This window comes from Pseudoflavonifractor sp. MSJ-37 (assembly GCF_018917965.1).
In the GTDB taxonomy this organism is placed as follows: domain Bacteria; phylum Bacillota; class Clostridia; order Oscillospirales; family Oscillospiraceae; genus Pseudoflavonifractor_A.
The window spans coordinates 772459-796720 of the sequence record NZ_JAHLPP010000001.1 but is presented as its reverse complement, the minus strand read 5'-3'; the positions used below and the strand labels follow the sequence as shown (position 1 = coordinate 796720).

23 protein-coding genes and 1 tRNA gene are annotated in these 24262 nt (G+C 60.2%); 14 read left to right on the top strand and 10 right to left on the bottom strand.

The genetic code is table 11. The features are described 5' to 3' along the window. Nucleotides 1-30: 30 nt before the first annotated feature. A complete protein-coding gene (locus KQI12_RS03670) occupies nt 31-1623 on the top strand; it encodes a potassium/proton antiporter (protein ID WP_216570667.1) in 1593 nt (530 codons plus the stop codon). A gap of 56 nt (nt 1624-1679) precedes the next feature. On the opposite strand, the gene KQI12_RS03665 is transcribed toward KQI12_RS03670, so the two are convergent. Beyond that, a complete protein-coding gene (locus KQI12_RS03665; RefSeq protein ID WP_216570666.1) occupies nt 1680-2543 on the bottom strand; it encodes a class I SAM-dependent methyltransferase in 864 nt (287 codons plus the stop codon). Nucleotides 2544-2772: 229 nt separating this feature from the next. Between KQI12_RS03665 and KQI12_RS03660 the strand changes: the two genes are divergently transcribed. Together KQI12_RS03660 and KQI12_RS03655 are read left to right on the top strand one after the other, a co-directional pair. Beyond that, complete coding sequence (locus KQI12_RS03660) at nt 2773-3717, top strand: L-lactate dehydrogenase (RefSeq protein WP_216570664.1); 945 nt, start codon at nt 2773-2775, stop codon at nt 3715-3717. Between the two features lie 83 nt (nt 3718-3800). Continuing rightward, nucleotides 3801-3876: transfer RNA gene (locus tag KQI12_RS03655), tRNA-Thr, on the top strand. A 54-nt stretch (nt 3877-3930) separates the two neighbouring features. On the opposite strand, the gene KQI12_RS03650 is transcribed toward KQI12_RS03655, so the two are convergent. Further along, nucleotides 3931-4266, bottom strand: a complete 336-nt coding sequence (locus tag KQI12_RS03650; RefSeq protein ID WP_216570661.1) for a hypothetical protein — start codon at nt 4264-4266, stop codon at nt 3931-3933. 161 nt (nt 4267-4427) lie between these two features. On the opposite strand from KQI12_RS03650, the gene KQI12_RS03645 reads away from it, so the two are divergent. Beyond that, nucleotides 4428-5186 carry a helix-turn-helix domain-containing protein gene (locus KQI12_RS03645; protein ID WP_216570659.1) on the top strand — a complete coding sequence of 253 codons (759 nt, stop codon included), beginning with the start codon at nt 4428-4430 and terminating at the stop codon, nt 5184-5186. A 633-nt stretch (nt 5187-5819) separates the two neighbouring features. On the opposite strand, the gene KQI12_RS03640 is transcribed toward KQI12_RS03645, so the two are convergent. Next, a complete protein-coding gene (locus KQI12_RS03640) occupies nt 5820-6530 on the bottom strand; it encodes a hypothetical protein (protein ID WP_216570657.1) in 711 nt (236 codons plus the stop codon). A gap of 139 nt (nt 6531-6669) precedes the next feature. On the opposite strand from KQI12_RS03640, the gene KQI12_RS03635 reads away from it, so the two are divergent. The 7 genes from KQI12_RS03635 (at nt 6670) to KQI12_RS03605 (ending at nt 14278) form a co-directional block, all read left to right on the top strand. Then, nucleotides 6670-8301, top strand: coding sequence for an ATP-binding protein (locus KQI12_RS03635; RefSeq protein ID WP_216570655.1), 1632 nt, complete (start codon nt 6670-6672; stop codon nt 8299-8301). Beyond that, nucleotides 8289-8990, top strand: a complete 702-nt coding sequence (locus KQI12_RS03630) for a response regulator (RefSeq protein ID WP_216570654.1) — start codon at nt 8289-8291, stop codon at nt 8988-8990. Before KQI12_RS03635 ends, KQI12_RS03630 begins: the two co-directional genes overlap by 13 nt. Then, entirely contained in the window at nt 8987-9880 is an 894-nt protein-coding gene (locus KQI12_RS03625) for a LysR family transcriptional regulator (RefSeq protein WP_216570653.1), read from the top strand. Before KQI12_RS03630 ends, KQI12_RS03625 begins: the two co-directional genes overlap by 4 nt. Before the next feature lie 146 nt (nt 9881-10026). After that, nucleotides 10027-11556, top strand: a complete 1530-nt coding sequence (locus tag KQI12_RS03620; RefSeq protein ID WP_216570652.1) for a sugar ABC transporter ATP-binding protein — start codon at nt 10027-10029, stop codon at nt 11554-11556. Next, entirely contained in the window at nt 11553-12542 is a 990-nt protein-coding gene (locus KQI12_RS03615) for an ABC transporter permease (RefSeq protein WP_216570651.1), read from the top strand. Before KQI12_RS03620 ends, KQI12_RS03615 begins: the two co-directional genes overlap by 4 nt. A gap of 29 nt (nt 12543-12571) precedes the next feature. Beyond that, nucleotides 12572-13582, top strand: coding sequence for a substrate-binding domain-containing protein (locus KQI12_RS03610; protein ID WP_216570650.1), 1011 nt, complete (start codon nt 12572-12574; stop codon nt 13580-13582). 33 nt (nt 13583-13615) lie between these two features. After that, nucleotides 13616-14278 (top strand): cyclase family protein, encoded by a 663-nt coding sequence (locus KQI12_RS03605; RefSeq protein WP_216570648.1) that lies wholly within the window; start codon nt 13616-13618, stop codon nt 14276-14278. 88 nt (nt 14279-14366) lie between these two features. On the opposite strand, the gene trpS is transcribed toward KQI12_RS03605, so the two are convergent. Together trpS and KQI12_RS03595 are read right to left on the bottom strand one after the other, a co-directional pair. Then, complete coding sequence (trpS, locus tag KQI12_RS03600; RefSeq protein WP_216570647.1) at nt 14367-15425, bottom strand: tryptophan--tRNA ligase; 1059 nt, start codon at nt 15423-15425, stop codon at nt 14367-14369. Nucleotides 15426-15438: 13 nt separating this feature from the next. After that, on the bottom strand, nt 15439-16008 hold the full coding sequence (locus KQI12_RS03595) for a TetR/AcrR family transcriptional regulator (RefSeq protein ID WP_216570646.1): 570 nt from the start codon (nt 16006-16008) through the stop codon (nt 15439-15441). A 163-nt stretch (nt 16009-16171) separates the two neighbouring features. On the opposite strand from KQI12_RS03595, the gene pepF reads away from it, so the two are divergent. Together pepF and KQI12_RS03585 are read left to right on the top strand one after the other, a co-directional pair. After that, the gene (pepF, locus tag KQI12_RS03590) at nt 16172-17977 is read left to right on the top strand and encodes an oligoendopeptidase F (protein ID WP_216570645.1); all 1806 of its coding nucleotides are present in this window, start codon (nt 16172-16174) and stop codon (nt 17975-17977) included. Nucleotides 17978-18148: 171 nt separating this feature from the next. Continuing rightward, nucleotides 18149-19033, top strand: a complete 885-nt coding sequence (locus KQI12_RS03585) for a DMT family transporter (protein ID WP_216570644.1) — start codon at nt 18149-18151, stop codon at nt 19031-19033. A 57-nt stretch (nt 19034-19090) separates the two neighbouring features. On the opposite strand, the gene KQI12_RS03580 is transcribed toward KQI12_RS03585, so the two are convergent. The 5 genes from KQI12_RS03580 to KQI12_RS03560 form a co-directional block, all read right to left on the bottom strand. Then, entirely contained in the window at nt 19091-20194 is a 1104-nt protein-coding gene (locus KQI12_RS03580) for a M20 family metallopeptidase (RefSeq protein ID WP_216570643.1), read from the bottom strand. 29 nt (nt 20195-20223) lie between these two features. Next, entirely contained in the window at nt 20224-21690 is a 1467-nt protein-coding gene (gene pap / locus KQI12_RS03575) for a polyphosphate:AMP phosphotransferase (RefSeq protein ID WP_216570642.1), read from the bottom strand. A gap of 108 nt (nt 21691-21798) precedes the next feature. Further along, a complete protein-coding gene (locus KQI12_RS03570) occupies nt 21799-22038 on the bottom strand; it encodes a hypothetical protein (protein WP_216570640.1) in 240 nt (79 codons plus the stop codon). 108 nt (nt 22039-22146) lie between these two features. After that, nucleotides 22147-23283 (bottom strand): cell wall metabolism sensor histidine kinase WalK, encoded by a 1137-nt coding sequence (locus tag KQI12_RS03565; RefSeq protein WP_216570638.1) that lies wholly within the window; start codon nt 23281-23283, stop codon nt 22147-22149. Beyond that, complete coding sequence (locus KQI12_RS03560) at nt 23280-23957, bottom strand: response regulator transcription factor (protein WP_216570637.1); 678 nt, start codon at nt 23955-23957, stop codon at nt 23280-23282. The genes KQI12_RS03565 and KQI12_RS03560 overlap by 4 nt, the downstream gene beginning before the upstream one ends. Before the next feature lie 142 nt (nt 23958-24099). On the opposite strand from KQI12_RS03560, the gene KQI12_RS03555 reads away from it, so the two are divergent. Continuing rightward, nucleotides 24100-24246 (top strand): CD1871A family CXXC motif-containing protein, encoded by a 147-nt coding sequence (locus KQI12_RS03555; RefSeq protein ID WP_216570636.1) that lies wholly within the window; start codon nt 24100-24102, stop codon nt 24244-24246. The last annotated feature ends 16 nt before the right edge of the window (nt 24247-24262 follow it).

Genomic DNA, 24262 nt, shown 5'->3' with positions numbered 1-24262 from the left:
CCTCCCCGTGTTCCAGAAAGGATGTGCCCCTTGGATCTTCTCCTCCTGCTCATCGCTGTCGTACTCCTGTTGAGCGTCCTGCTCAGCAAGCTTTCCTCCCATGTTGGGATCCCTGTCCTCCTGGCCTTTCTCGGCCTGGGCATGCTGTTTGGCTCGGACGGGCTCCTCAAGATCCCCTTCGACGACTATGGCTTCGCCGAACAGATCAGCACCGCCGCCCTCCTAGCCATCATCTTCTACGGCGGCTTCGGTACCAATTGGAGGGCCGCCCGCCGGGTCGCGGCGCCTTCCCTCCTGCTGTCCTCCGCAGGCGTGCTCCTGACAGCGGGGCTCACTGGCGCCTTTTGTCATCTGGTCCTCCGGTTCCCTCTGGCGGAGAGCTTCCTGCTGGGTTCGATCCTCAGCTCGACGGATGCCGCCTCGGTGTTTTCGATCCTCCGCTCCAAGCGGCTGAGCCTGCGCTTCCACACTTCCTCCATGCTGGAGCTGGAGAGCGGGAGCAACGACCCCTTCGCCTATACCTTGACCTATCTGTTCCTGAGCGTCATGGCCGGCGGCGTCACCGGCGGCATGGTCATCCGGGTGGTACTGGGACAGCTCCTCTTTGGTCTGCTCTGCGGTGCGGCACTGGCCGCTCTATCCGTTCTGGCCCTCCGGCGGCTCCCGGCGGGAGACTCCAACTATGGTCCCCTCCTGATGATCGCGATCGCGCTCCTCTCCTATGCCCTTCCCAGCATCATCGGCGGCAACGGCTATCTGAGCGCCTATCTGGTGGGGATCGTGCTGGGTGGAGAAAAGCGGGCAGGCAAAAAGGAACTGGTCCACTTCATGGACGGCCTCACCAGCTTGATGCAGATCGCGCTCTTTTTCCTGCTTGGCTTGCTCTCCTCGCCCTCCCGTCTGCCGTCCGTCCTCCCCACCGCACTGGCGGTGACAGCTTTCCTGACACTGGTGGCCCGCCCGATCGCGGTCTGGCTGATCCTCAGGCCCTTCCGGGCGCCTCTGCGCCAGCGTCTGCTGGTGTCCTGGTCCGGGCTCCGGGGCGCCACCTCCATCGTGTTCGCCATCATGGCTGTGATCGATCCCGCCGTGTTCCAAAACGACCTGTTCCATATCGCCTTCTGCGTGGTCCTCCTGTCCATCGGGCTCCAGGGCACTCTGCTCCCCTGGTGTGCCCAAAAGCTGGATATGATCGACGATCAGGGCGACGTGCTCAAGACCTTCAGCGATTACAGCGATGATACGCCGATCCAGTTCATCCAGCTCCGGATCGGTCAGGACCATCCCTGGAGGGGCATCCCGCTCCGGGATGCTCCTCTCCCTCCAGATAGCCGGGCCGCCATGGTCCTCCGCTCCGGCCAGCGGGTCCTCCCCCGGGGCGATACCGTCCTCCAGCCCGGAGACATACTGGTCCTCAGCGCGATCGCCTATCAGGACACCGTGCCGCTCTCCCTCTCCGAGGTGACCGTCGGCCCCAGCCACGACTGGGCTGGACAGACGATCGCAGAGATCGACTGGGAGGGGTCTCTGGTGGTGCTGATCCAGCGGGGCGAGGATGCCCTCATCCCCACCGGCGACCTGCGCCTCCAAGCGGGGGACATATTGGTGCTCACGAACGGATAAAATGATATCGAGACAGAGCCGTCTTAGCCCCCTGTTCTCTGTAAAGTTATATCACTTTATATTTTTCTCAAGAGAGAATAGCAGACCCCCAGCGAGGCATAGATCTGGTCCTCCGGCCCTGCGGCGGCGTTGTGGGCGGAACAGAACTGCCGGTCCGCCTCCTCATGGTCCAGCGTCTCCTCCACGAAGAAGCCAGCGTCCTCCGCCGCCTCTGAGAGCTGTTCCAAGCTCCAGCGGTCCTTCATGCCCGCCTGAGCCCCGGCCGCCAAGGTCCGGTTCTGCCGTTCCGTCTCCCCCTCTTCCTCACAGGGCCAATCCAGCAGGACGACGCTCCCCGCCAGGAGCAGATCGGAGAGCCTCCGGAACAGTCCCAGGAGCTGGTCCCGGCTCACATAATAGCTGAAGCCCAGCAGACTGCACACGGTACGGGCCGTCCGATCGAAGCCAGCGGCCAGCAGGGGTCCAGCCCACTCCCCCAGCAGATCCGCCTCCACATAGGCTACGGGATCGGCCGCGATCCCGGCCCGCATTATCCGTCGGCGCTTGTCCCGGAGCATTTCAGGGCGGTCCAGCTCGAACGTCTGCATGGAAGAGACCCGTCCATAGGCAGAAGCGTCGTACCCGGCCGCCAAGACCAGATATTGCCATGCACCGGCGGTCTGCTCCCGCTGGAGATGGCGCTCCAAAAAAGCCGACCGGATCAGGACCGTTGGTCCGATCCGGTGGTCCACCACCCATCTCAGCGGGTCGTCCCCCAGATAATCCGGCGCGAAAAAGGAGATCCCCTGTGCCATATGGCTCCCGATCTGTGTGCGCTCCTCCTCCATCAGGAGCCTCTCCGCCAGAGGGTCCGCATAGATGGGGCAAACGCTGTGTGCGGTATGGAAATACCGGGCGAAACAGCTTACCAGCGCAGTCATATCTGTTTGCATCGTCATCACCTCCCTTTTCTTTTACAACATCCCATAACAAAGGACAAGTCTTGAATTTTGGCCCAAAATGTGGTAATATAAAGAAGAAAAATGAGCGGAACGGGCCAAATGATCTGAGTTCGTCCCGCTCGTTCCTTTTTGCAGTCCCTCTCGACTGATCCGCTCCCGCTCCGGGCATCCTGTCTCTATCCTGATGTCGAAAAGGAGTGTGGCAGCTATGCCGGATCCCCGTAAAGCGGCCATCATCGGCTGCGGCTTCGTAGGCGCTTCCATCGCTTTTGCCCTCATGCAGCAGGGGCTCTTCTCCGAGCTGGTCCTGCTGGATGTGGACCGTGCCAAGGCAGAGGGCGAGGCCATGGATCTGAGCCACGGACTGCCCTATGCCGCCCCGATGGATATCTATGCCGGAGACTATAGAGACACCGCCAACTGTTCCCTGATCGTCCTCACCGCCGGAGCCGGACAGCGCCCGGGAGAGAGCCGTCTGGATCTGATCGGCCGGAATATCCAGATCCTCCGGGGCATCGTGCCCAAACTCCGGGATCATGGGTTCGACGGGATCCTGATGGTGGTCTCCAATCCGGTGGATATCCTGACCTATGCCGCCTGGCAGCTTTCCGGCCTCCCGGCAGAGCGGGTCATCGGCTCCGGCACCGTGCTGGACACCGGGCGTCTGAAACAGCTCCTGAGCCAGCGGCTCCAGGTGGACAGCCGAAACGTCCACGCCTTCATCATCGGCGAACATGGGGATAGTGAACTGGCCGTATGGAGCGGAGCCAACGTCTCCGGGGTGGGTCTGGACGATTTCTGCGCGCTCCGTGGACTGGATGGCCGAAGGCAGACCCTCCACGGCCTCTATGAGCAAGTCCGGAACAGTGCCTATGAGATCATCGCCCGGAAGGGCGCCACCTACTATGGCATCGCCATGGCGGTGAGCCGGATCGCCGCCTGCATCGTCCGGGATGAGCGGGCCGTCCTGCCGGTCTCAGTGGTCCTCCGGGGCGAGTATGGTCTGGAGGGGCTCGCCCTGAGTCTTCCGGTCATCTTAGGCCATGCTGGCGTGGAGACAGTCCTGGAGGTCCCCCTGTCCCCTCAGGAGCGAGCCGCTCTGGAGGCCTCCGCCGCCCAGCTCCGAGAAGCTGTCGGGCAGTTGAGGCTCTGATCCGGAAAATTTCCGCAGAAATGGTTGACGCGGCCACTGATCTATGATATCCTTAGTATTCGTGGAGCACTTCTCCACGGGACGCTGGAATAGCTCAGTTGGTAGAGCAGCTGATTCGTAATCAGCAGGTCGCGTGTTCAAGTCACGTTTCCAGCTCCAAAAAAGCTGTACCTGATATCAGGTACAGCTTTTTTCATACTCATATCCCTATCACTAGTCCTGCTCCCAGTCATCATAGGCCTCGTCCAGATCCTCATAGTTATCGGACTCCGCCTCATAGAGGTCCTCCGGGGAGCCATACCACTCATGGAGCGGGTCTCCGCCGCCAGAACTGGTCGTGTCCTTATCGGAATGGTCTACAGCAGGCGCGACATGGGGCAGGCTCGGTGTATATCCCTGCCCCTGGTCCGGCACAGGGGTGGGGCTGAACGTCGGCTCTGGGGTGGGGTCCGGCTCCGGATACAGTGCGGCATCACACTGCTGGTACACCCAGGCCGGGAACCGGCGCTCGATCTCCTTGGCTCTTCGGTAGAGGGCTCCATTGCCCATCCTGCTGGATGGTTTAATAAACTGTTTTTCAAACAGAATTGGCGGAATTGTGGGAACTCTATCTGCATTCGACCTCAAAATAGAAACTCGCTTGCCATTCGGTTGCGAAATGGCAACGTTAGAGCGATAATGATCTTAGCAATCACAGGAGGTTAAAATCAATGTTCAATATTGATAAGAAGAAATTTGGCGCATTTGTCGCCGCACTTCGCAAAGAAAAAGGAATCACTCAAAAAGAGTTGTCAGAACAACTCTGTATATCCGATAAGGCTGTAAGCAAATGGGAAACGGGAGTTAGCTTGCCTGATACCGTTCTATTGATCCCGCTGGCAAATCTGTTGGATGTTTCCGTTTCGGAACTTTTAGTGTGTGAGAGATTGCCGAACAATGATGTACTAAAACCTGATAAAGTTGAGGATATTGTTAAGACGGCAATCACTTATGCGGACGAAGCGCCTGAAAGAGCATATCATGTTAAAAGCAAGTGGATCGTCATTTATGGAATCTCACTTTTGATATGCGGCATCAGCACATTTCTGAACTATACAACAGCAAAACCCTGTATGGACGCCTTGGTAACATTTGTACTTATGTGTGTAGTATTCGGTGCGTATTTTTGCTGCTTTGTGCGGGCAAAACTTTCAAGGCTTTATGACGAAAATAATGTGAACATTTTCTATGATGGCCCATTTCGTATAAATGTTCCGGGGGTAAACTTCAATAACCGCAACTGGCCGCATATTGTGCAAGCGCTTCGGTTGTCCTTGTGCCTGAATATGATCCTGCTTCCAATTCTCAATCTTCTGATAAGCAGTATGGCGGTAGCCGTATGGGAAAATATCGGGAAGTATGTTTTCTTGGCAATCATATTATGCAGCGTATTTCTTCCAATATATGTTGTTGGAAAAAAGTATGAATAGACTTGATTTGAATCGAGATATGAAAAGGTAACTGCCGGACGACGGCAAAAGAAAAAAAGCTGTCGTACAGCAGCCATATTATCTACCGTTACCCCCCGATGCCAATATGCTCTCCACGCCCAAAACCGTCAGCGGCAAGACCGTCAGGGCACTGCCGGCTCCGAGGTCAGCTTTCTGATTACTACGGAGCAGATGTCAAGCCGGAAATATTATGACGGTGCCGGCGCGATTTCTGTTGTGTTTCCGAATTCCTAAAGTATTCATCAAAGCTACTCAACGCAAAGAACCTTTTTATTGACTACGGTGGCGCAAAATATGACTGGTTTGCAAATTGCTTTCTGGCTGTATTCTGCGCCGCTGAATGCTATAATTAAAATTTTTTGTATGATGGTGGAGAATTGTGACCCACACCGTGACCCACACAACGAAACGAGTGGACGGAAACAGTGGAGCGGATAGGGCGTACCTCCCGCAATATACCGGGTAGAAAGCCTCAAAGAGCATTAAAAAGCAGCAGACGGAGTACCCGGATACACTTCGTAATCAGCAGGTCGCGTGTTCAAGTCACGTTTCCAGCTCCAAAAAAAGCTGTACCTGATATCAGGTACAGCTTTTTTCATACTCATATCCCTATCACCAGTCCTGCTCCCAGTCATCATAGGCCTCGTCCAGATCCTCATAGTTATCGGACTCCGCCTCATAGAGGTCCTCCGGGGAGCCATACCACTCATGGAGCGGGTCTCCGCCGCCGGAGCTGGTCGTGTTCTTATCGGAATGGTCTACGGCAGGCGCGACATGGGGCAGGCTCGGTGTATATCCCTGTCCCTGGTCCGGCACAGGGGTGGGGCTGGACGTCGGCTCTGGGGTAGGGTCCGGCTCCGGATGCAGTGCGGCGTCACACTGCTGGTACACCCCGGCCGGGAACCGGCGCTCGATCTCCTTGGCTCTTCGGTAGAGGGCTCCATTGCCCATCCTGTAACATTTATCATAGTCCAGCCAGTACAACTCTTTATACACGGTCATCCAATCACCGCTCTGCGCGGCTTCATCGGCCTTGTCCAAACGAGCGGAGATGTCCTCTCCACGCCATATCTCCCTTTCCAGTTCCTCCCATTCCGTGTTCCAACTCTTCGCGGGGACGGTATCGAGCTTTCGTTCCGCTTCGTCATATCTGCATTCTGCCAAAAGGCTCTTGACCTGTTTGAGGCGGAACTCCCCGTACCATCTTCTCACCAACGGATAGACCATCACCGCCAGCAGGATGGCAGTCAGCAGGACCCATGGTCCTATTTTTTGTCTGGGCTTTCCAGACTCCATGCCCCCAGCCGCTTTTTGGGTGTCCATCTGTGTCCCTCCCCTATCTTTTTCTTTATCATACTACAAAAAGAGAGGATCGTCTACCTTGCGTCCTCTTCCGATCTGCTCTATAATCATCCTTACGCCATGCCTGTCAGAAGGGCTCGGATCAAGGGAGGAACGCTCCATGTATCAGAAAAAGAAACTGGATGTGGAAGATCAGCTTTATCTGTTCCAGATCTTCGGGATCGTCATCACCGTACTGCTCTGTCTGGTCCTGACGATCTCCGTGACGGTCAGACGCGGCAGCCGTCAACAGGAGGAGTCCCTCCTCCGGGAGGCCACCACGATCGCCAAAGCCGGGCCCGTGCTGGAGGCGTTGGAACACGACGAGGACCCAGAATATGACGCCTATCTCCGCAACTATCTGGACATCTACATCCGGTCCATCTCTGACCTGGATTTCGTAGCTATCTGCGATAAGGACGGCGTCTGCCGCTACTATCCCAACAAGGCCTTCGTGGGGCGAACGCTCTCCTTTGGAGGTGAGGACCGGGTCCACACCGAGGCGGCCCCCTATCTGGTCACCGTGGCCCGGAGCGGCTATGATCTAGAGATGGTCTATGCCCCTGTGCGGAGCCACGGCCGGCTCATCGGCTATGTGATCCTGTCCGTGTTCCACCGCTCCGCCTCCACCGATATGCAGTACCTGCTGGTGCTGTTCATCGTGATCTCCTTCGGTACTCTGCTGTTGGGCATCTTCATCACCCTCTCCATCCGCCGCCGGACCCAGAAGATCCTCCGTGGCCGCCGGGTGGCGGAGTACCGCCGCCTGATGGATGAGCGCAACGAGGTCCTGGATGCTCTGGAGGAAGCCATCGTGGCCATCAACCTCAAAGGCGAGGTCATCATGATGAACAAGGCCTTTTTGAAGATGGTCGGCTGTTCCGAACAGCTCAGCCAGTATGACGGCGCCCTCAAGGATATCTTTCCGGAGACCGTCCTGCTCAAGGTGCTGGAGACCGGCACCGCCCAGTACAACCGGAGCACCCGGATCCGTGGTGAGGACTATGTGGCCACCACGATCCCCGTCTACGAGGACGGCAAGCTGATCGGCGCTGCCTCCATCACCCGGAACGTCACAGAGGTCCGCCGTCTGGGTCAGCAGCTCTCGGAGACCAACCAGATGGTAGACACCCTCCGTTCCTTCAGCCATGAATTCAACAACAAGCTCCATGTGATCCTGGGCTATCTGGAACAGCAGGACCCGGCTGAAGCCAGGAACTTCATCATCCACGACATGGGCGGCGCCTCCGTCAATATCGGGAAGGTCACCAAGGAGATCGAGTCCAACGGGATCGCCGCCATCATCATCGGCAAGATAGCCGAGGCCAACCGGTGCGGCATCAAGCTGGATCTCCAGGCAGACAGCTCCTGCCGGGAGCTGACAGAGGGCATCTCCTTCGACTGTTATGTGACCGTGCTGGGCAATCTGCTCCAGAACGCCATCGACGAACTCCGGGAGAGCGACGTGAAGGTCAAGGAGATCAGCCTTGGCCTGTTCATCGACGCGGACTACTCCATCCTCACCGTCACGGACACCGGCCGCGGGATGTCTGCGGACATCCAGGCCCACCTGTTCGAAAAGGGCGTGTCCACGAAGGGCCGTGAGCATGGCACCGGTCTTTTTCTGGTGAAGGAGCTGGTGGAGAGATATCACGGCACGATCGACGTGGACACGGAGCCTGGCGAGGGCACCTCCATCACCGTATCGTTCCAGCGGCTCCAGGGCCGGGAGGAGGACCTATGTACCGAGTGATCATCGTAGAGGACGACCCGGACATCGCCCGGAGCACCAAGCGCTCCGTGGAGAAGGAGGCGGACTTCCAGGTCACGGCCATCTTCTCCAACGGGCAGGAAGCTCTGAACTACATCTGGCTGGATCCGGTGGACCTGATCGTCCTGGACCTGTTCATGCCTCAGATGAACGGCAAGGAGTTCCTGTACCGGCTCCGCAAGGAGGACCTGCGCACTGAGGTGATCGTCGTCACCGGCGACAACGACGCCGGAAACATCCGGGATGCGCTCCCCTTCGGCATCGTGGACTATCTGCTCAAGCCCTTCACGGCTGCCCGGTTCTCCGAGGCTCTGGAGCGCTTCGTCCAGCGGCACCAGATCATCAACGCCATGGGCGGGCTGGACCAGAGCGGCATCGACGCCATGTTCTCGGACCCTGCTCAACACTCGGAAGCCTCCCGGCTGGCCCGGCTGGAGGAGCGCGGTCTGGACCCGGCCGCGTATCAGGCCATCCTGGACTTCATGGACGCGGCTCCGGACACAGGCCTCACAGCGGAGGAGCTGGCCAAGGCCGGCGGGCTCTCCAAGGTAGCGGTCCGCCGCTATCTGAATGAGATGCTGGAGGCCAAACACATCGTCAGCGGCGTGGAGATGGGCGGCGGCCCCCGCCCGGTGATGCGCTACCGCCGCCCGGAGGAGGGACGCCCATGACCTTGAAGGAGATCGGATATCTGCTGACCGTGGCGCAATGCGCCTCGATCAGTGAGGCGGCGAAACAGCTCTATGTCGCTCAGCCCAGTCTCACCCATGCGATCCAATCTGTGGAAAAGGAGGTCGGCTTCCGGATCTTCGACCGGGGACGCTCCGGCGTTTCCGTGACGGAGCAGGGCGAAGAGCTCCTCAGTGACATCCGCACCATCTACGAGCAGATGGCAGCAGTCCAGCACAAGTACATCGAGAAACGGCCCGACCGCAAGACCTTTTCCGTGAGCGTCCAGCACTTCTCCCCCGCCGGCGAGGCCGCCATGCGGCTCCTGTCCCAGCTGGAGGAGGCCTCTTATATCGTGAAGCTCCTGGAGGGCAAGGCCACCGACGTGATCGCCGACGTGGCCGCCGGGCGGAGCGAGATCGGCTTCCTCCACTTTCCCGATGAGAAAGAACCAGGCATCCTCCGGGATCTGCGGAGCGAGAAAGTGGAGTTCTACAGCATCGGCCGCGCGGAGCCCTGTCTCCTCCTGCGGCGGGATCACCCGCTGGCCGTTCAGGACACGGTCTGTCTGTCGGAGCTGGCCCCCTATCCTCTGGTCTCCTATGACTACGGCGTAGAGGGTTCCGTCTATGTCTCGGAGGAAGGCGTGACCATGCTCCAGGCCGAGCGCCGGGTAGCGGTCAGCGACGGCCTCACTCTGGTGGACCTGCTGGTCTCCACCGACGCCTGCGCCGTGGCCATGCCCTATCTCGGCTCTCTTATGGAGAGCTGCGGCGTGGTCTTCCGGCCCCTCACCGGCGTGAAGCCTCTCCAGCTGGGATGGATCAAGAAGGCCGACCGGGTCCTCCAGCCTCTGGCCAAGCGGTATCTCCAGATGCTCCGGTCCTCCTGAGATCGAACCGATCGGATCAGTCCGCGTATCCATAGATGAAATCTATGGATACGCATTTCTTTTACATATTTGCACAGAAAAGCCGACTGTGATATCATTCGGATCGTAGAGATAGCCCAACGGCAAACCCAAGGGAAGTGAGAACTTTGAATGAGATCCTGATCGAAATGACCAACATCAAGAAAGTGTTCTCCGGCGTGGTGGCCATCGAGGGTATCGACTTTGAGTTGCGGAGCGGGGAAGTCCACGCGCTGATGGGAGAAAATGGCGCAGGAAAATCCACCCTCTCCAAGATCATTGCCGGTATCCACCAGGCCGACGGCGGCCAGATGAAGGTCAATGGCAAGGTCGAGGACTTCGCCAGCGTCCGGGAGGCCGTGGACCACGGTGTCTCCATCGTGACCCAGGAGTTCAGCTCGGTGCCCGACCTGTCCATCGCGGAGAACATCTTCCTGGCAGATCCCAAATATTATAAAGGCGGGTTCCTCCAGGACAAGAAAGCCATGGTGGCCGACACCTATGACCTATTGAAGCTCTTCGGCATGGAGCACTCGATCGACCCAAGAGACAAGATGTCCACCCTTTCGGTGGCACAGATGCAGGTCATCGAGATCTTGAAGGCCGTATCCACCAAGGCCAATGTCATCATCCTGGATGAGCCCACCGCCTCTCTCTCCGTGAAGGAGATCGAGACCCTGTTCCAAATCGTCCGGAAGCTGAAGGCCGAGGGCGTCGGCTTCATCATCGTGTCCCATAAGATCAATGAGATCTATGAGATCTCGGACCGGATCACGGTCCTGCGGGACGGTCGACTGATCCTGAAGGGCGTGGAGACCGCCACCTTGGCACAGGATGACCTGATCCGGGCCATGGTGGGCCGCGAGGTCAGCGACCTCTACGGCGCCGGCACCGACATCCCCAAGCTGGATTGGAAGAACGAGCCCATCGTTTTCGAGGCGAGGAACATCACCGACCAGAACGACTATGTGAAGGATATCTCCTTCCAGGTCCACCGGGGCGAGATCGCCGGGTTCTCCGGTCTGGTGGGTGCCGGCCGGAGCGAGCTGATGCGGGCCATCTTCCAGGCGGACCCCCGCAACGGCGGCACCGTCCTCGTGGACGGAAAAGAGGTCACCGGACACAGCATCCGCAGTTCCATCTCCGCCGGTCTGGGCCTGGTCCCTGAGGACCGCAAGACCGAGGGACTGATCCAGGAGCTGAGCGTGCTCAAGAACATCGGCCTCGCCAAGCTGGCCGACCGGGGCAGGGCCGTCCTCAACAATAAGCAGGAAGAGGCCGACTGCTATGACATGGTCCGCCGGATGGAGATCAAGACCGCCAACATCGACCTGCTGGTGAAGAGCCTCAGCGGAGGCAACCAGCAGAAGGTGCTCCTGGCCAAGTGGATCCTGCTGGATCCCAAGGTCCTCATCATCGACGAGCCCACCCGCGGCGTGGACATCGGCGCGAAATCCGACATCTACGCGATCCTGCGGACGCTGGCCTCCAAAGGCATGGCGATCATCGTGGTATCCTCTGAGATCCCCGAGGTCATGGGCGTGTGCGACACCATCTATGTGATGAAGGAGGGCCGGGTCACGGCGGTCATGTCGTCGGACGAGGTCACAGAAGAAAAGATCGGATATTATTCTACCATAGGAGATGAGGCTCGATGAACAAGGAGCGTACGATGCAAACGGGCGGTGTCGGAAAGCGGATCGCCAAAGAATATAAAACAGAGCTTTCCATGCTGGCGATCTTCGTGGTGTTCTTCGTGGTCCTGAGCTTCGCCTCCCCCTATTTCCTCACTACCAAAAACATCATGAACGTCATGAGCCAGGTCTCCTCCACGGCTCTGATGGCTATCGGCATGACGCTGGTCATCATCACCTCTGGCATCGACCTGTCGGTGGGCTGTACGCTGGGCCTGTCCGGCATGGTGGGCTGTATGGTCCTGATGAACACCCAGAACATCATCCTGGGCGTCCTGACCATGATCGTGATCAGCGTGCTGGTCGGCCTGGTCAACGGTATCCTGATCGGCTACCTCCAGCTCCCCGCCTTCATCGTGACTCTGGGCACCATGAAGATCTGCCGGAGCTTGGACTACGTGATCTCCAACGCCAGCACCGCTTCCAAGTTCCCCGAGATCTACAGTTTCCTGGGCAAGGGCAAGATCGGCGGCTCCTTCCCCGTGTACATCCTCTTCATCTTCGTGATGTTCGCCATCTTCATCTGGGTCATGGGCAAGACCAAGTTCGGCCGTTATCTGTATGCGATCGGCTCCAACGCGGAGTCCGCCCGCCTGACCGGCATCAACGTGAAGTTCAACGTGATGATGGCCTATGTGATCTCCGGCCTCATGTGCGGTCTGGCCGCCTGGATCATGACCAGCCGCCTGATGGCCTGCGACGCCACCTATGGCGACGGCGCTGAGATGGACGCCATCGCGGCGGCCGTCATCGGCGGCACCAGCATGAGCGGCGGCAAGGGCACCCTGTGGGGCACCATCATCGGCGTGTTCCTGGTCGGCTTCCTGCGCAACGCTCTGAACATCCTGGGCGTGAACCCCTACTGGCAGGGCACCGCGATCGGCGCGGTCATCGTGATCGCCGTCCTGGCGGAGAAGCTCTCCAAGCTCAAAGTGAAGAAGTCCAAGTAAACCCACATATATACAAGGAGGAAATGAACATGAAAAAGAAGACTCTCGGTGTCCTGCTCTGCGCTTCCATGATCGGCGGTATGCTGGCCGGCTGCGGCGGCGGCAATGGCGGAACGGCGGCTCCTGCCGCCAGCGACAGCGGAAACGGCGGCGATGCCGCCGCTGCCAAGGTGGCCTACCTGACCCCGTCCCTGGATGTCCCCTTCTGGAGATACGTCCGCCACGGTGTGGAGGATGAGCTCTCCAAGAACGGCATCGAGTGCGTGACCTACGACTCCAAGGATGACGCCAACACCCAGATGTCCAATGCTCAGGACGCCATCACCAAGCAGGTGGACGCCATCGTCATCTCCCCCACCGACTCCGCCTCCTGCGCCTCCGTCCTGTCTCTGGCTCAGGAGTCCGATGTGCCCGTGGTCATCTGCGACATCGGCACCGACTCCGGCGAGTACCTCTCCTTCATCAGCACCGACAATGAGTCCGGCGGCAAGGCCATCGGCGAGTACATCGCCTCTCAGCTGGAGCCCGGCACCGAGGTGGCTCAGATCACTCTGAACCAGGCCCGCATCAACGGCGTCCTCCGCAAGGACGGCTTCGACGAAGGCATCGCCACCAATAACCTGGTGGATGTGGACTTCAAGCAGATGGAGAAGGTCAACCGTTCCGAGGGCGAGACCTACGCGCAGGACCTGATCACCGCTCACCCCGATCTGGGTGCCATCTTCTGCCACTCTGAGGATCCCGCCATGGGCGCCGCCTCCGCTCTGGAGTCCGCCGGCCGCACCGACGTGCTGGTCGCCGCGTTCGACTGCTCCCCTGAGATCGTCGAAGGCATCCGCAACGGCAGCATCGCCGGCACCTCCGCTCAGCAGCCCGTCCTGATGGGCCGCAACGCCGCTCAGGCCATCGTGGACCATCTGGCCGGCAAGGAAGTGGAGAAGGAGATCACTATGGATACCATGCTGGTCACCAAGGACAACATCGACGAGGTCTATGACACTCTGGTCGAGGTCGCTCTGGACGACGGCGGCGAGTCCTAACAGACACAGCATCTCAAAACGAGGCGATATCGGATGACACAGTTCAAGAAGTTCTACGATCTTTCTCAGCCGGTGTACGATCACTGCCCCGGCTGGCCCACCTACGAGCCCACTGTGGTCCGTTATGAGGCCACCTACGAACAGGACCGCTTCAACGCGGAGCAGATCCGGCTCAACAGCCACACCGGCACCCATCTGGATGCCCCCTTCCACTTCTTCCCCGACGGCAAGACCATCGATCAGCTGGACGTCTCCCTCTTCCAGGGCGATGCGGTGATCGTGGACCTGCGGGGCATCATCCAGGCCAAACAGGGCATCGATGTGTCCCACCTGGAGCCCTATGCCGATAAGATCCACGAGGGGTCCATCGTCCTCTTCGACACCGGCTGGAACGAGAAGCGCTCCTTCGACAAGGAATACATGAACGACTGGCCCTATCTCACCGGCGAGGGCGCCGAGTGGCTCAAGGCCAAGGGCATCAAGGGCGTCGGCATCGACACTCTGAGCATGGGTGGCTGGTACGAAGGCACCGGACGTCCCTGCCACGAGGCCCTCCTCTCCGGCGGCATTTGGATCCTGGAGGAGATCAGCATCCCCGACGAGCTGGCCAAGCTGGGGTCCTGCTACCTGATGGCCTTCCCCATCAAGCTGAAGGGCTTCTCCGGCGGCCCGGCCCGCGCGGTGGCGGCGGTCTGAGCCTCCCGGCAGAACATCAGAACAAAGAAATACCCGGCAGGTCCGATCGGACCTGCCGGGTATTTTCATCCTCTGACCGGGGAGATGCTCAAAAACTCCCCCGTTCGAAGTAGTCGATCTGCATGGCGGCGCGGACATCCCGGAGGGTAGCGGCGGCGGTCTCCCGTGCCTGGATGCTCCCCTGCTTCAAGATCTCGTACACATCGCCGGGACGCTGTTCCCATGCCTTTCGGCGGGCTCGGATCGGGGCCAGCTCCGCCTGGAGCACCCGCTCCAGGAAACGCTTCACTTTCACGTCCCCCAGGCCGCCCCGGCGGTAATGGTCCTCCAGCTCCTCCAGCCCGTGGTAGTCCGGCAGGAACTCCGTGAAATGTTCCGGCTTGCAGAAGGCCTCCAGATAGAGGAACACCGGGTTCCCCTCTACCCTGCCCGGGTCCTCCACCCGCAGGTGCTGTGGATCGGTGAACATACTCATCACCTTGGTCTTGATGTCCTCCGGCTCCTCGGACAGATAGATGCAGTTGCCCAGAGACTTGCTCATCTTGGCCTTCCCATCGATGCCAGGCAGACGGCGGCAGGCCTCATTGGCGGGCAGCAGGATATGAGGCTCCGTCAGCGTCTCGCCATAGATGGAATTGAATTTATGGACGATCTCCCGGCACTGCTCCAGCATGGGCATCTGGTCCTCCCCCGCCGGGACGGTGGTGGCCCGAAAGGCCGTGATGTCGGCCGCCTGACTGATGGGATAGCAGAAGAACCCCATGGGGATGCTGGCCCCAAAGCCCCGCTGTTTGATCTCCGCCTTCACGGTGGGGTTGCGCTCGGCCCGGGCCACAGTCACCAGATCCATGTAGTAGAAGGTCAGCTCCGTCAGCTCGGGCACCGCCGACTGGACGAAGATGGTGGACTTCTCCGGGTCCAGCCCGCAGGCCAGATAGTCCAGCGCCACCTGCATGATGTTCTGCCGGACCTTCTCCGGATGCTCAGCATTGTCGGTCAGGGCCTGGGCGTCGGCGATCATGATGTAGACCTTGTCGTAGTCCCCGGAATCCTGGAGCTCCACCCGCCGGGCCAGAGAGCCCACATAATGTCCCACATGGAGCCGCCCGGTGGGCCGGTCTCCCGTCAAGATGATCTGTTCCTTCATGCTTGGACCTCCTCTATACCATGTCCCGCAGGTACTCCCGCCAGGGACAGCGCAGTTCTGCTCTGGGCGATACCAGCACGGCGATGGTCCCGTGCAGGACCGCCCAATACCGGGCCAGCCGGCGGAGCGCCTCTTCGTCCGACAGGATGCCCCGCTCCGCCTGCTCCGCGAACGCCCGGCGGAAAAAGGCAAAGGGCGGGTACTCCTCCGCCTGCTCCTCCAGCCCGATGACCAGACGGCAGGCAGTATTGCGGAACCGGGGACTGTAATAAGTCGGATGGGCCTCATAGAACGCCACATAGGTCACGCCCAGACGATAGGCCAGCTCCCCGCCGGAGGTGTCCGCCGCCTCGTCTGCCGTCCTGTCCAGAGCGGCTGTCAGCTCCTCCGTCACATGGGTCCGACAGCAGTCGATCAGCGCCTCCTTGCTGGCAAAATGGCGGTAGACTGCGTTATGGCTCACACCGCACCGCGTTGCAAGGGCCCGAAGTGAGAACGCCTCCAGTCCTCCCTCGGATATGATCTGGATCCCACGTTCCACCAGTTCCCGCTTCAAGTCCCCATGGTGATAGCCTTCCTTCAAAGCCGTTTCCCCTCCCCGCTCTCGCAGATGGATCTATTATACGCTGTCGATGTTACCGCTGTCAACATTCAATAAGGCAAGATCTCCCAGCCGGGGGGTTGAGATATCCGTCCATCCGTGATACCATACTAACCAGATGGAATATCAGATAGGAGGCTATCCCATGCCTGTTGAAACGAAGATCCCAGAGCGAGATCAGATCCCTGTTGGATACACCTGGAACACGGCCGACCTCTACCCCACCGATGAGGCGTGGCAGGCCGATGCCGATACCCTCCGGGGGCAGATCGGTCAGCTGGCCGGCTATGCCGGCCGTCTGGGCGAGAGCGCCGGGTCACTCTATGACTATGTGACGCTGGAACAGGACGCCGGTGAGCGGCTGTCCAAGCTTCTGGAGTATGCCCAGCGGAAGAGCGACGAGGACACTCGTGTGGACGCTTATCAGGCCATGGTGGGCCGGGGCATGAGCCTCTATGTGGAGTTCCGCCGGGCCACCGCCTTCGAGACGCCGGAGGTCCTGTCGATCCCCGAGGCGAAGCTGGAAGGCTTTTATCGGGAGGAGCCGAAGCTGGAGCTCTTCCGCCGGTATTTCTACAACATCCAGCGCCGCCGGGCCCACACCCTCTCTGACGCGGAGGAGCGTCTGCTGGCCGCCGCCGGAGACATGGCCCAAGCCCCAGACGACATCTTCTCCAAGCTGACCAACGCCGATATGACCTTCCCCGACGCGGTGGACTCCAAGGGGGAGCGCCACCCCCTGTCCAATGGTTCCTTCACCCTGCTGATGGCCAGCGACGACCGGGTCCTCCGCAAGTCCGCCTTCGAGACGCTCTATGGCACCTATGGCGGCTTGAAGAACAGTCTGGCCGCGATCCTCTCCTCCCAGATGAAGAGCCTCCAGTTCTTCGCCGACGCCCGGAACTACCCCAGCGCTCTGGCGGCCTCTCTGGACGGCACTCATGTGCCCGAGTCGGTGTACCATAACCTGATCGACACTGTCCGGAAAAATCTGGACAAGATGCACCGCTACGTCCGTCTCCGCCGGAAGCTCCTGGGTGTAGATGCGCTCCACATGTACGATGTGTACGCCCCCATGGTCTCCGGCGGCGCCCCGGTGGTGCCCTATGAGGAAGCCAAGGAGACGGTCTATCAGGCGCTGGCCCCTTTGGGCAGCGAGTATCAGTCTGTGATCCGGGAGGGACTGGACCACCGCTGGATCGACGTGTATGAGAACGTGGGCAAACGCTCCGGCGGCTATATGTCCGGCGCCATGGTCCATCCCTATATCCTGCTGAACTACAAGGACGACCTGGACAGCATGTTCACCCTGGCCCACGAGCTGGGCCATGCCGTCCACTCCTACCGCTCCAACCGCGACCAGCCCACGGTCTACCGGGACTATGTGATCTTCGTGGCTGAGGTGGCCTCCACCTGCAACGAGGCCCTGCTCATGGAGCACCTGCTCAAGACCACCACGGACAAGACGCTCCGGGCCCACCTCATCAACCACTTCCTGGAGCAGTTCAAGGGCACTCTCTACCGTCAGACCATGTTCGCCGAGTTCGAGCTGCGCATGGGACAGCTGGCCGCTCAGGGCGAGACGCTCACTGCCGACCTGCTCAGCCGGGAGTACAAGGCCCTGAATGAGGCCTATTTCGGCCCGGATATGATCTCCGACGATGAGATCGCGCTGGAATGGGCCCGGATCCCCCATTTCTACTACGACTACTATGTGTTCCAGTATGCCACTGGCTACTCCGCTGCCATCGCCCTCTCCCGCCGCATCCTGGACGAGGGCGGGAAGGCCGTGGAGGACTATCTCCATTTCCTGTCCGGCGGGTGCAGTCAGGACCCCATCGACCTGCTCAAGGGCGCAGGGGTGGACATGACCTCTCCCCAGCCCATCCAGTCCGCTCTGGACCTCTTCGGTGAGCTGCTAGACGAGATGGAAGCGCTCATGCAGGACTGATCCTGTCACGAATACGACCGACACGCGGCCTCCGGAAGCGGGCTCCGCTCCCGGAGGCCGCTCCGCAGACCGGCTTCTCCGACCAGAGCCCTCTCACCCACGCCTTCTGCCGCTTCCTCGGTCTGGCGCCCGGCGCATACCGGGATATCTTTCACTCGGAGGGTCCTGCTCATGGAACGAAACAAACGGACCGGCCACCTGTCTGCCCTGCTCACGATCCTCATCTGGGGCACCACCTTCATCTCCACCAAGCTCCTGTTGGCGGATTTCCAGCCGGTGGAGATCCTGTTCGGCCGCTTCCTCATCGGGCTGGCCGCCCTGACTCTCGTCTGCCCCCGCCATCTGCGGGGGACGAGCCGGCGGCAGGAGCTGACCATGGCCGCGGCGGGCCTCTGCGGCATCTGCCTGTACTATCTGCTGGAGGACATCGCCCTCACCTATACACTGGCCTCCAACGTAGGCGTCATCGTCTCGGTGGCCCCCTTCTTCACTGGACTCCTCTCCCATCTGCTGGGCAGGGAGGAGCGGCTCCGCCCCAGCTTCTTCGTGGGCTTCGCGGCGGCCATGGCGGGCATCTGCCTGATCAGCTTCAGCGGAGCACAGCTGGAGCTGGACCCCACCGGCGACCTGTTGTCCCTGCTGGCGGCCCTGATCTGGTCGGTCTACTCCCTGCTGACCCGGGAGATCAGCAGCTATGGCTATCCCACGCTCCTCACCACCCGCCGGATGTTCTGCTATGGGATCGTGTTCATGCTCCCCGCGCTGGCTGTTTTCGGCTTCCATCCGGACCTGAGCCTTTTGACGGACCCGGTCCCCCTGCTGAACCTCCTCTATCTGGGGCTCGGAGCTTCCGCTCTATGCTTCGTCACCTGGAACCTGGCGGTGAAGGTGCTGGGAGCGGTCAAGACCAGCGTATACATCTACCTGATCCCCGTGATCACGGTCGTCACCTCGGTCCTCATCCTCCACGAGCCGATCACGCCACTGGCCGGACTGGGCATCGTCCTGATCCTGGCCGGCCTCTTCCTCTCGGAGGGCCGATGGCCGAAACGATAAAAGGAGCGGCCCTCTGTCCGATCTCACTCAGACAGAGGGCCGCTCCTTCATCTCTCCTCATCTTGCCAGCACGGCAAAAAGGTCCACCGCCGGGGCGATGACCGCATCCGGGAACTGGAACTCCGTAGTGTGGAGCTGGGCGTAGTCCTCTCCGGCTCCAATGCCGAAGAATGCGCCGGGGATCTTATGGAGATAGACGCCGAAGTCCTCTGACCAGCGCATGGGCTCCTCCAGATCCATCACCGGCATCCCGAGATCCCGGGCACACCGGCGGACCCGCTCCACATTGGCGCTGTGGTTTTCTGTGGCCGGGAAGGGCTCGATGGTCCGGAGCCCCAGCTCCAGCCCGTCCCGCCGGGCGGCATCCTCTGCCAGACGGCGGATCTCCGCCACATAGCGCTGGAACGACTGCTCCCGCTCGCCCCGGACGGTCAGACGGAGGACGCCCTCGGAGGCGGCCACACCGTAGCTGTCGCTCCCTACGTCCATGCCGATCAGCGTCATGAGGACGAAGCCTTCTGTCTCCTGAGTCCGCTTCGTCAGATCCTGTACGTCCAGAAGCAGACGGGCCAGGGTCGGGCCGGGGTCCCGGCCCGCCTCAGGGTAGGCCGCATGGCTCGGCGTGCCGTGCATGGCGATCTCCAGCCCAGTGGAGGCACAGGCAAAGGTCCCATCCCGCAGGAGGACACTTCCACGGGGGCGGCCGGGGATGTTGTGGAGGCCGTAGATCTCACCGATGCCCCGCTCCTCCAGCAGTCCAGCGCACAGAGCGGCCCCCTTGCCGATCTCCTCAGCTGGCTGGAAGATCAGATAGACGTCCCGGCCCAGAGGCTCTTCCCGCCGGGAGAGCTCCATTGCCAGCCCCGCCAAGATGGCACTGTGCCCGTCATGGCCGCAGAAATGGCCTGGCCGCCCATCCTTCCCGCACACGGCATCCATATCCGCCCGGAAGGCGATCGGCGGGCGGCCGTCGGACCGCTCCGCCTTCTTCCAGGCGTAGGCCCACCGGCCGCGGTCCACCGCTGTAAAGTTCGTTTCCTTGTCAATGAGGTCCAGCAGGACCTGCTTGGTCCTGACCTCATGGAGAGACGCCTCCGGCATCTCATGCAGTTGGGCCCGCAGTGCAATGGCCCGTTCCAAACACACGGTCTCCAATGTCATTACTTCTTTCTACGATGAGATGGCGCCCCTCACAGAGCCTTCTGGATGGCCTCGATCACGATCTTCATGGCCTGGATCCGGGCCCATCGCTTATCCACCGACTCCAAGATGTGCCAAGGGGCGTATTCCGTGCTGGTCTTGGCCAGCATCTCGTCTACCGCCGCCTGATACTCGTCCCATTTCTCCCGGTTGCGCCAGTCCTCGTCCGTGATCTTCCAACGCTTCTCCGGGTCATCCTGCCGGGCCTGGAACCGGGCCAGTTGGGTGTCCTTATCGATCTGGAGCCAGAACTTCACCACCACGGTGCCGGCCTCGGTCAGCTCCCGCTCGAACTCGTCGATCTCGTCATAGGCCCGCTTCCAGGCCGCCTCGGAGCAGAAGCCCTCCAGACGCTCCACCATCACCCGTCCGTACCAGCTCCGGTCGAAGATGGCGATATGCCCCGTCTTGGGGAGCCGGGTCCAGAAGCGCCACAGATAGTGACGGGACAGTTCCTCCGGGCTGGGACTGGCGATGGGCAAGACCTCGTACCCCCTGGGATCCAGCGCGGAGGCCAGCCGCTTGATCGTGCCGCCCTTTCCGGCGGCGTCCTGTCCCTCGAACACGATGACCACCGGCACTTTCTTCCGGTAGAGCTCATTGTGGAGGGCGGCCAGCTTCTTCCGGCACTTTTTGAGCTGTTCCTCGTATTTGTCCCCCGGGAGCGTCTTGTCCAGCGGCACATCAGCCAGGGCCGGCATGGCCACAAGAGGCCAGTCCCGGGCCGGGTGGTCCGGGATGGGGCGCTCCTCCAGAGCGGAGCAGATCTGCCGGTACATCCAGTCCGCCGCCGCGGCCTGAGCCTGGATGGCGTTGGTCCCGTCGATGATCTTCCAGGGGGCCCAGGGGATCTCTGTGGCCTCCAGCAGATCGTCGAAAGCCGCCAGAGTCTGGACATAGTTCTTGTTCTGCCGCCAGTCGTTCTCACCGGCCCGCCAGGCGGTGTCCTTGTCCCGCTCCAGCTTCTCCAGACGGCAGCGCTGACTGGTCTCGCTGATGTGGACGAAGAGCTTGACCAATAGATAGCCGCCTGCGGCCAGCTGGCGCTCGAACATCCGGATGCTCTCCACCCGCTGGGCGTACTCCTTATCAGAGAGGTCTCCCCGCAGACGCTCCCGGACGGTCTCGTCCACCCAGCCGGAGTCTAGGAAGAGGATCTTCCCCGCCGCCGGGATGGAGGCGAAGTGTCGTTTCAAGAAGGGCCAGCGGCGCTCCTCCTCTGTGGGCATGGAGACGGGCTGGACCTTGAAGAAGCGGGGATCCAGTTCCCGAATGAGAGAGCGGATTAGTCCGCCCTTCCCCGCCGCGCCCCAGCCCTCGATCAGCACGATGACCGGGAGCTTGGCCTCCTTCAGTCTCTGCTGAAGCTGGGCCAGGTCCTTTCGTCTGGCCTTCAGGAGCGTCTTGTGCTCCTCCTCCGTCCGCTTATCAGTCCCGAACGTCCAACGATCCAGCATGGCGATTCCTCCATCTTCATCCATGATCCTATGCTCTCAGTATATCTTTTATTATATCCCAACGCCTCTTCGGAGTAAATGAAAAAGTCCTGAGGACAACAACTGTCCTCAGGACTTTGGCCTTGCCTTGTGTTGACGGAAAAGATGCACTGCCCGTCGATCGAAGCCCAGCGTAAGATGGACAGCCGCAGCAGCTCTGGTGTCAGTTCGTCGATGAATGTGGTGCGTCGTACAGACGGTCTTGCCCTTTTTGCCATAGGCGCAGCACTTGAGATCGTGCTCCACTTTTTCCATCGTGCTGGCTTTGTACAGCACCAGCGGCTTGCCGCGGTCGGCACAGAACACCAAAGGTCCGGCTCGTCCATGTGCCAGAGGATACGCTTTTTGTGCTGACGCACCTCCTGTACGATGTTCCACATTTATCCTTTCGCGCCACTGGAGAGTTTGTGCGCTATATCACTGCGTCGGTAGCTCCACCGCAATGCTGGTGCCTTTCTTCGAGCTTTCCTCCACCCACACCGTCCCGCCGTGGAGGTCAGCGATCTCCCACACCAGAGAAAGCCCCAGCCCCGCGCCGCCGTACTCGCGGCTGCGGGACTTGTCCACCCGGAAGAAGGGCTGGAAGATACTGCGCTGATATTCCTCCGGAATGCCGCAGCCGGTGTCGGAAACACGGATCAAGAGCTTTTCCGGCTCCTGCGCAACGTGGACCCGCACCGAGCCGCCCGGACGATTGTACTTGACAGCGTTCTCCGTCAGGTTGAAGAGCAGCCGGTAGATCAGCACATCGCTGCCGGTCATGACGCCGTCGCCATCCATTTCAAGTGAGATATCATTCTTTTCCGCCAGCGGCGCGAGATCGGTGAAGATCTCCTCGATCATAGGGGCGATCTGGATCTGCTCATTCCGTTCCACCTGCTGCAAATTGCTCATTTCCAGCAGCGTTTTGGTCATCTGGGTCAGCCGATCCGTCTGTTCCCGCAAAAGCCGGAGAAACTCCGCCGTCTCCGGCTGCACGTCAGGATGCTCCGCGGAAAACAGCTCCAGCTGCGCCTGCATCAGCGCCAACGGCGTACGCAGTTCATGGGCGGCGTTGCCGGTGAACTGACGTTGGGCGGCAAAGGCGTTGTCCAGCCGCTCCAGCATCTGGTTGAAGGAGTGGCTCAACCGTCGAAACTCTGGCAAAACGTTCTCATCGATCCGCATATCCGCCAGATTGTTCAGCTGCACCTTCTCCACCTGAGAGGCGAAGCTGCGCAGGGGTTTGAGGGCACGCCCGCTGACAAAATAGGCCAGGATGCCGCTGAACAGTGTCACCACAGCTGTGATGTACCAGTTGGTCGCGCGAAAACGCCCCTGTGCTCCATCGACAATGATGGTCAGATCCTCGTCAGGCGTTATGAGCCGCGGATCAAAGCTCTCTGCTCCTTCCCTGTCCATAATGACCGTAGTGCCGCCCTGTAGGGTGTCTGTGATCATATCCATATAGTAGACACCGGAGGAGCAGAGCAGCAGATTCATGATGACGCAGGTGACGCCGATGAGCAGGACGGTCATCAGGGTGATGCGCCATTGCAAAGAAAGCCGTTTCATGTTTCCTCGCCTCCCATCAGATAGCCCTCGCCGATACGGTTTCGGATGGGGTCGCAGCCCAGGACGCCCCGGAGCTTCTTGCGTAGGGCTGAGATGTGGACGCGAATGGAATTGCTGAAGCTGTCCACGCTATTGTCCCATACATGATCCATCAGCTCCTCCTGACTCACCGGCCGTCCCTGATGCATCATCAGATATTCCAGAATGCCCGTTTCCTTGCGGGTCAGTGTCAGTGTCTGCCCATTGGCGGAAGCGGTGCGGGAGCGCGTGTCAAAGGTCAAGGCTCCGCAGGTCAACAGCACGTCCCGCTGGATGAACTGCCGCAGGGTCAGGCTGCGGATGCGGGCCTCCAGCTCGGCTAAGTGGAAGGGCTTTGCCAGATAGTCGTTAGCCCCGGCGTCCAATCCCCGCACCTTGTCCTCCACCTCGCTGCGGGCTGAGAGGATCAGCACTCTCGTCTCCCGGTCAGTCTGCCGCAGGGTACGCAGCACCGTCATGCCGTCCTTCCCCGGCAGGTTTAGATCCAGCAGGATGAGATCGTATTTTTCAACGCCGATCAGCTCCAGCGCTTTTTCTCCGTCGTAGCAGTGATCCACGCTGTAAGCCAGCCGCCGCAGGCTGCGGACGATCGTCTCGCACAGGGCACGTTCATCTTCAATGACTAAAAGGCGCATGACTATCCTCCTTTACAAAATTTCTTCAAATGTCTTCAGTATACCAGGAATGGATAAGATCCGCGTTAAGTTTTCGTTTTTAACAGCAGCTTTAACTCCCCCGTGCTATAATGGGGCAGAAAGTCGGAAGGGGGGATAAAAATTGAGTCATGGAAAAAAGGCCGCGGCGCAGGTCACGCTGCTGCTCGCCGGGGCCGCTATGCTGTGCTTCGGCGTATGGCGGGGCGAGGCGGCGATGGTGCTGAGCAAAGCGATCAAATTATGTCTGGAGTGTGTGGGCATTGGGTAAGAAGTTTTCAGGCGTT

Bases quoted from the DNA above. Each gene is read 5' to 3' on its own strand.
- trpS (WP_216570647.1), bottom strand. From the start codon at position 15,425: ATGAAGGAACAGATCATCTTGACGGGAGACCGGCCCACCGGGCGGCTC.
- KQI12_RS03640 (WP_216570657.1), bottom strand. From the start codon at position 6,530: ATGGACACCCAAAAAGCGGCTGGGGGCATGGAGTCTGGAAAGCCCAGA.
- KQI12_RS03565 (WP_216570638.1), bottom strand. From the start codon at position 23,283: ATGAAACGGCTTTCTTTGCAATGGCGCATCACCCTGATGACCGTCCTG.
- KQI12_RS03665 (WP_216570666.1), bottom strand. From the start codon at position 2,543: ATGACTGCGCTGGTAAGCTGTTTCGCCCGGTATTTCCATACCGCACAC.
- pepF (WP_216570645.1), top strand. From the start codon at position 16,172: ATGCCTGTTGAAACGAAGATCCCAGAGCGAGATCAGATCCCTGTTGGA.
- KQI12_RS03650 (WP_216570661.1), bottom strand. From the start codon at position 4,266: ATGGGCAATGGAGCCCTCTACCGAAGAGCCAAGGAGATCGAGCGCCGG.
- KQI12_RS03580 (WP_216570643.1), bottom strand. From the start codon at position 20,194: ATGACATTGGAGACCGTGTGTTTGGAACGGGCCATTGCACTGCGGGCC.
- KQI12_RS03630 (WP_216570654.1), top strand. From the start codon at position 8,289: ATGTACCGAGTGATCATCGTAGAGGACGACCCGGACATCGCCCGGAGC.
- KQI12_RS03615 (WP_216570651.1), top strand. From the start codon at position 11,553: ATGAACAAGGAGCGTACGATGCAAACGGGCGGTGTCGGAAAGCGGATC.
- KQI12_RS03585 (WP_216570644.1), top strand. From the start codon at position 18,149: ATGGAACGAAACAAACGGACCGGCCACCTGTCTGCCCTGCTCACGATC.
- KQI12_RS03635 (WP_216570655.1), top strand. From the start codon at position 6,670: ATGTATCAGAAAAAGAAACTGGATGTGGAAGATCAGCTTTATCTGTTC.
- KQI12_RS03605 (WP_216570648.1), top strand. From the start codon at position 13,616: ATGACACAGTTCAAGAAGTTCTACGATCTTTCTCAGCCGGTGTACGAT.
- KQI12_RS03625 (WP_216570653.1), top strand. From the start codon at position 8,987: ATGACCTTGAAGGAGATCGGATATCTGCTGACCGTGGCGCAATGCGCC.
- KQI12_RS03610 (WP_216570650.1), top strand. From the start codon at position 12,572: ATGAAAAAGAAGACTCTCGGTGTCCTGCTCTGCGCTTCCATGATCGGC.
- KQI12_RS03660 (WP_216570664.1), top strand. From the start codon at position 2,773: ATGCCGGATCCCCGTAAAGCGGCCATCATCGGCTGCGGCTTCGTAGGC.
- pap (WP_216570642.1), bottom strand. From the start codon at position 21,690: ATGCTGGATCGTTGGACGTTCGGGACTGATAAGCGGACGGAGGAGGAG.
- KQI12_RS03560 (WP_216570637.1), bottom strand. From the start codon at position 23,957: ATGCGCCTTTTAGTCATTGAAGATGAACGTGCCCTGTGCGAGACGATC.
- KQI12_RS03645 (WP_216570659.1), top strand. From the start codon at position 4,428: ATGTTCAATATTGATAAGAAGAAATTTGGCGCATTTGTCGCCGCACTT.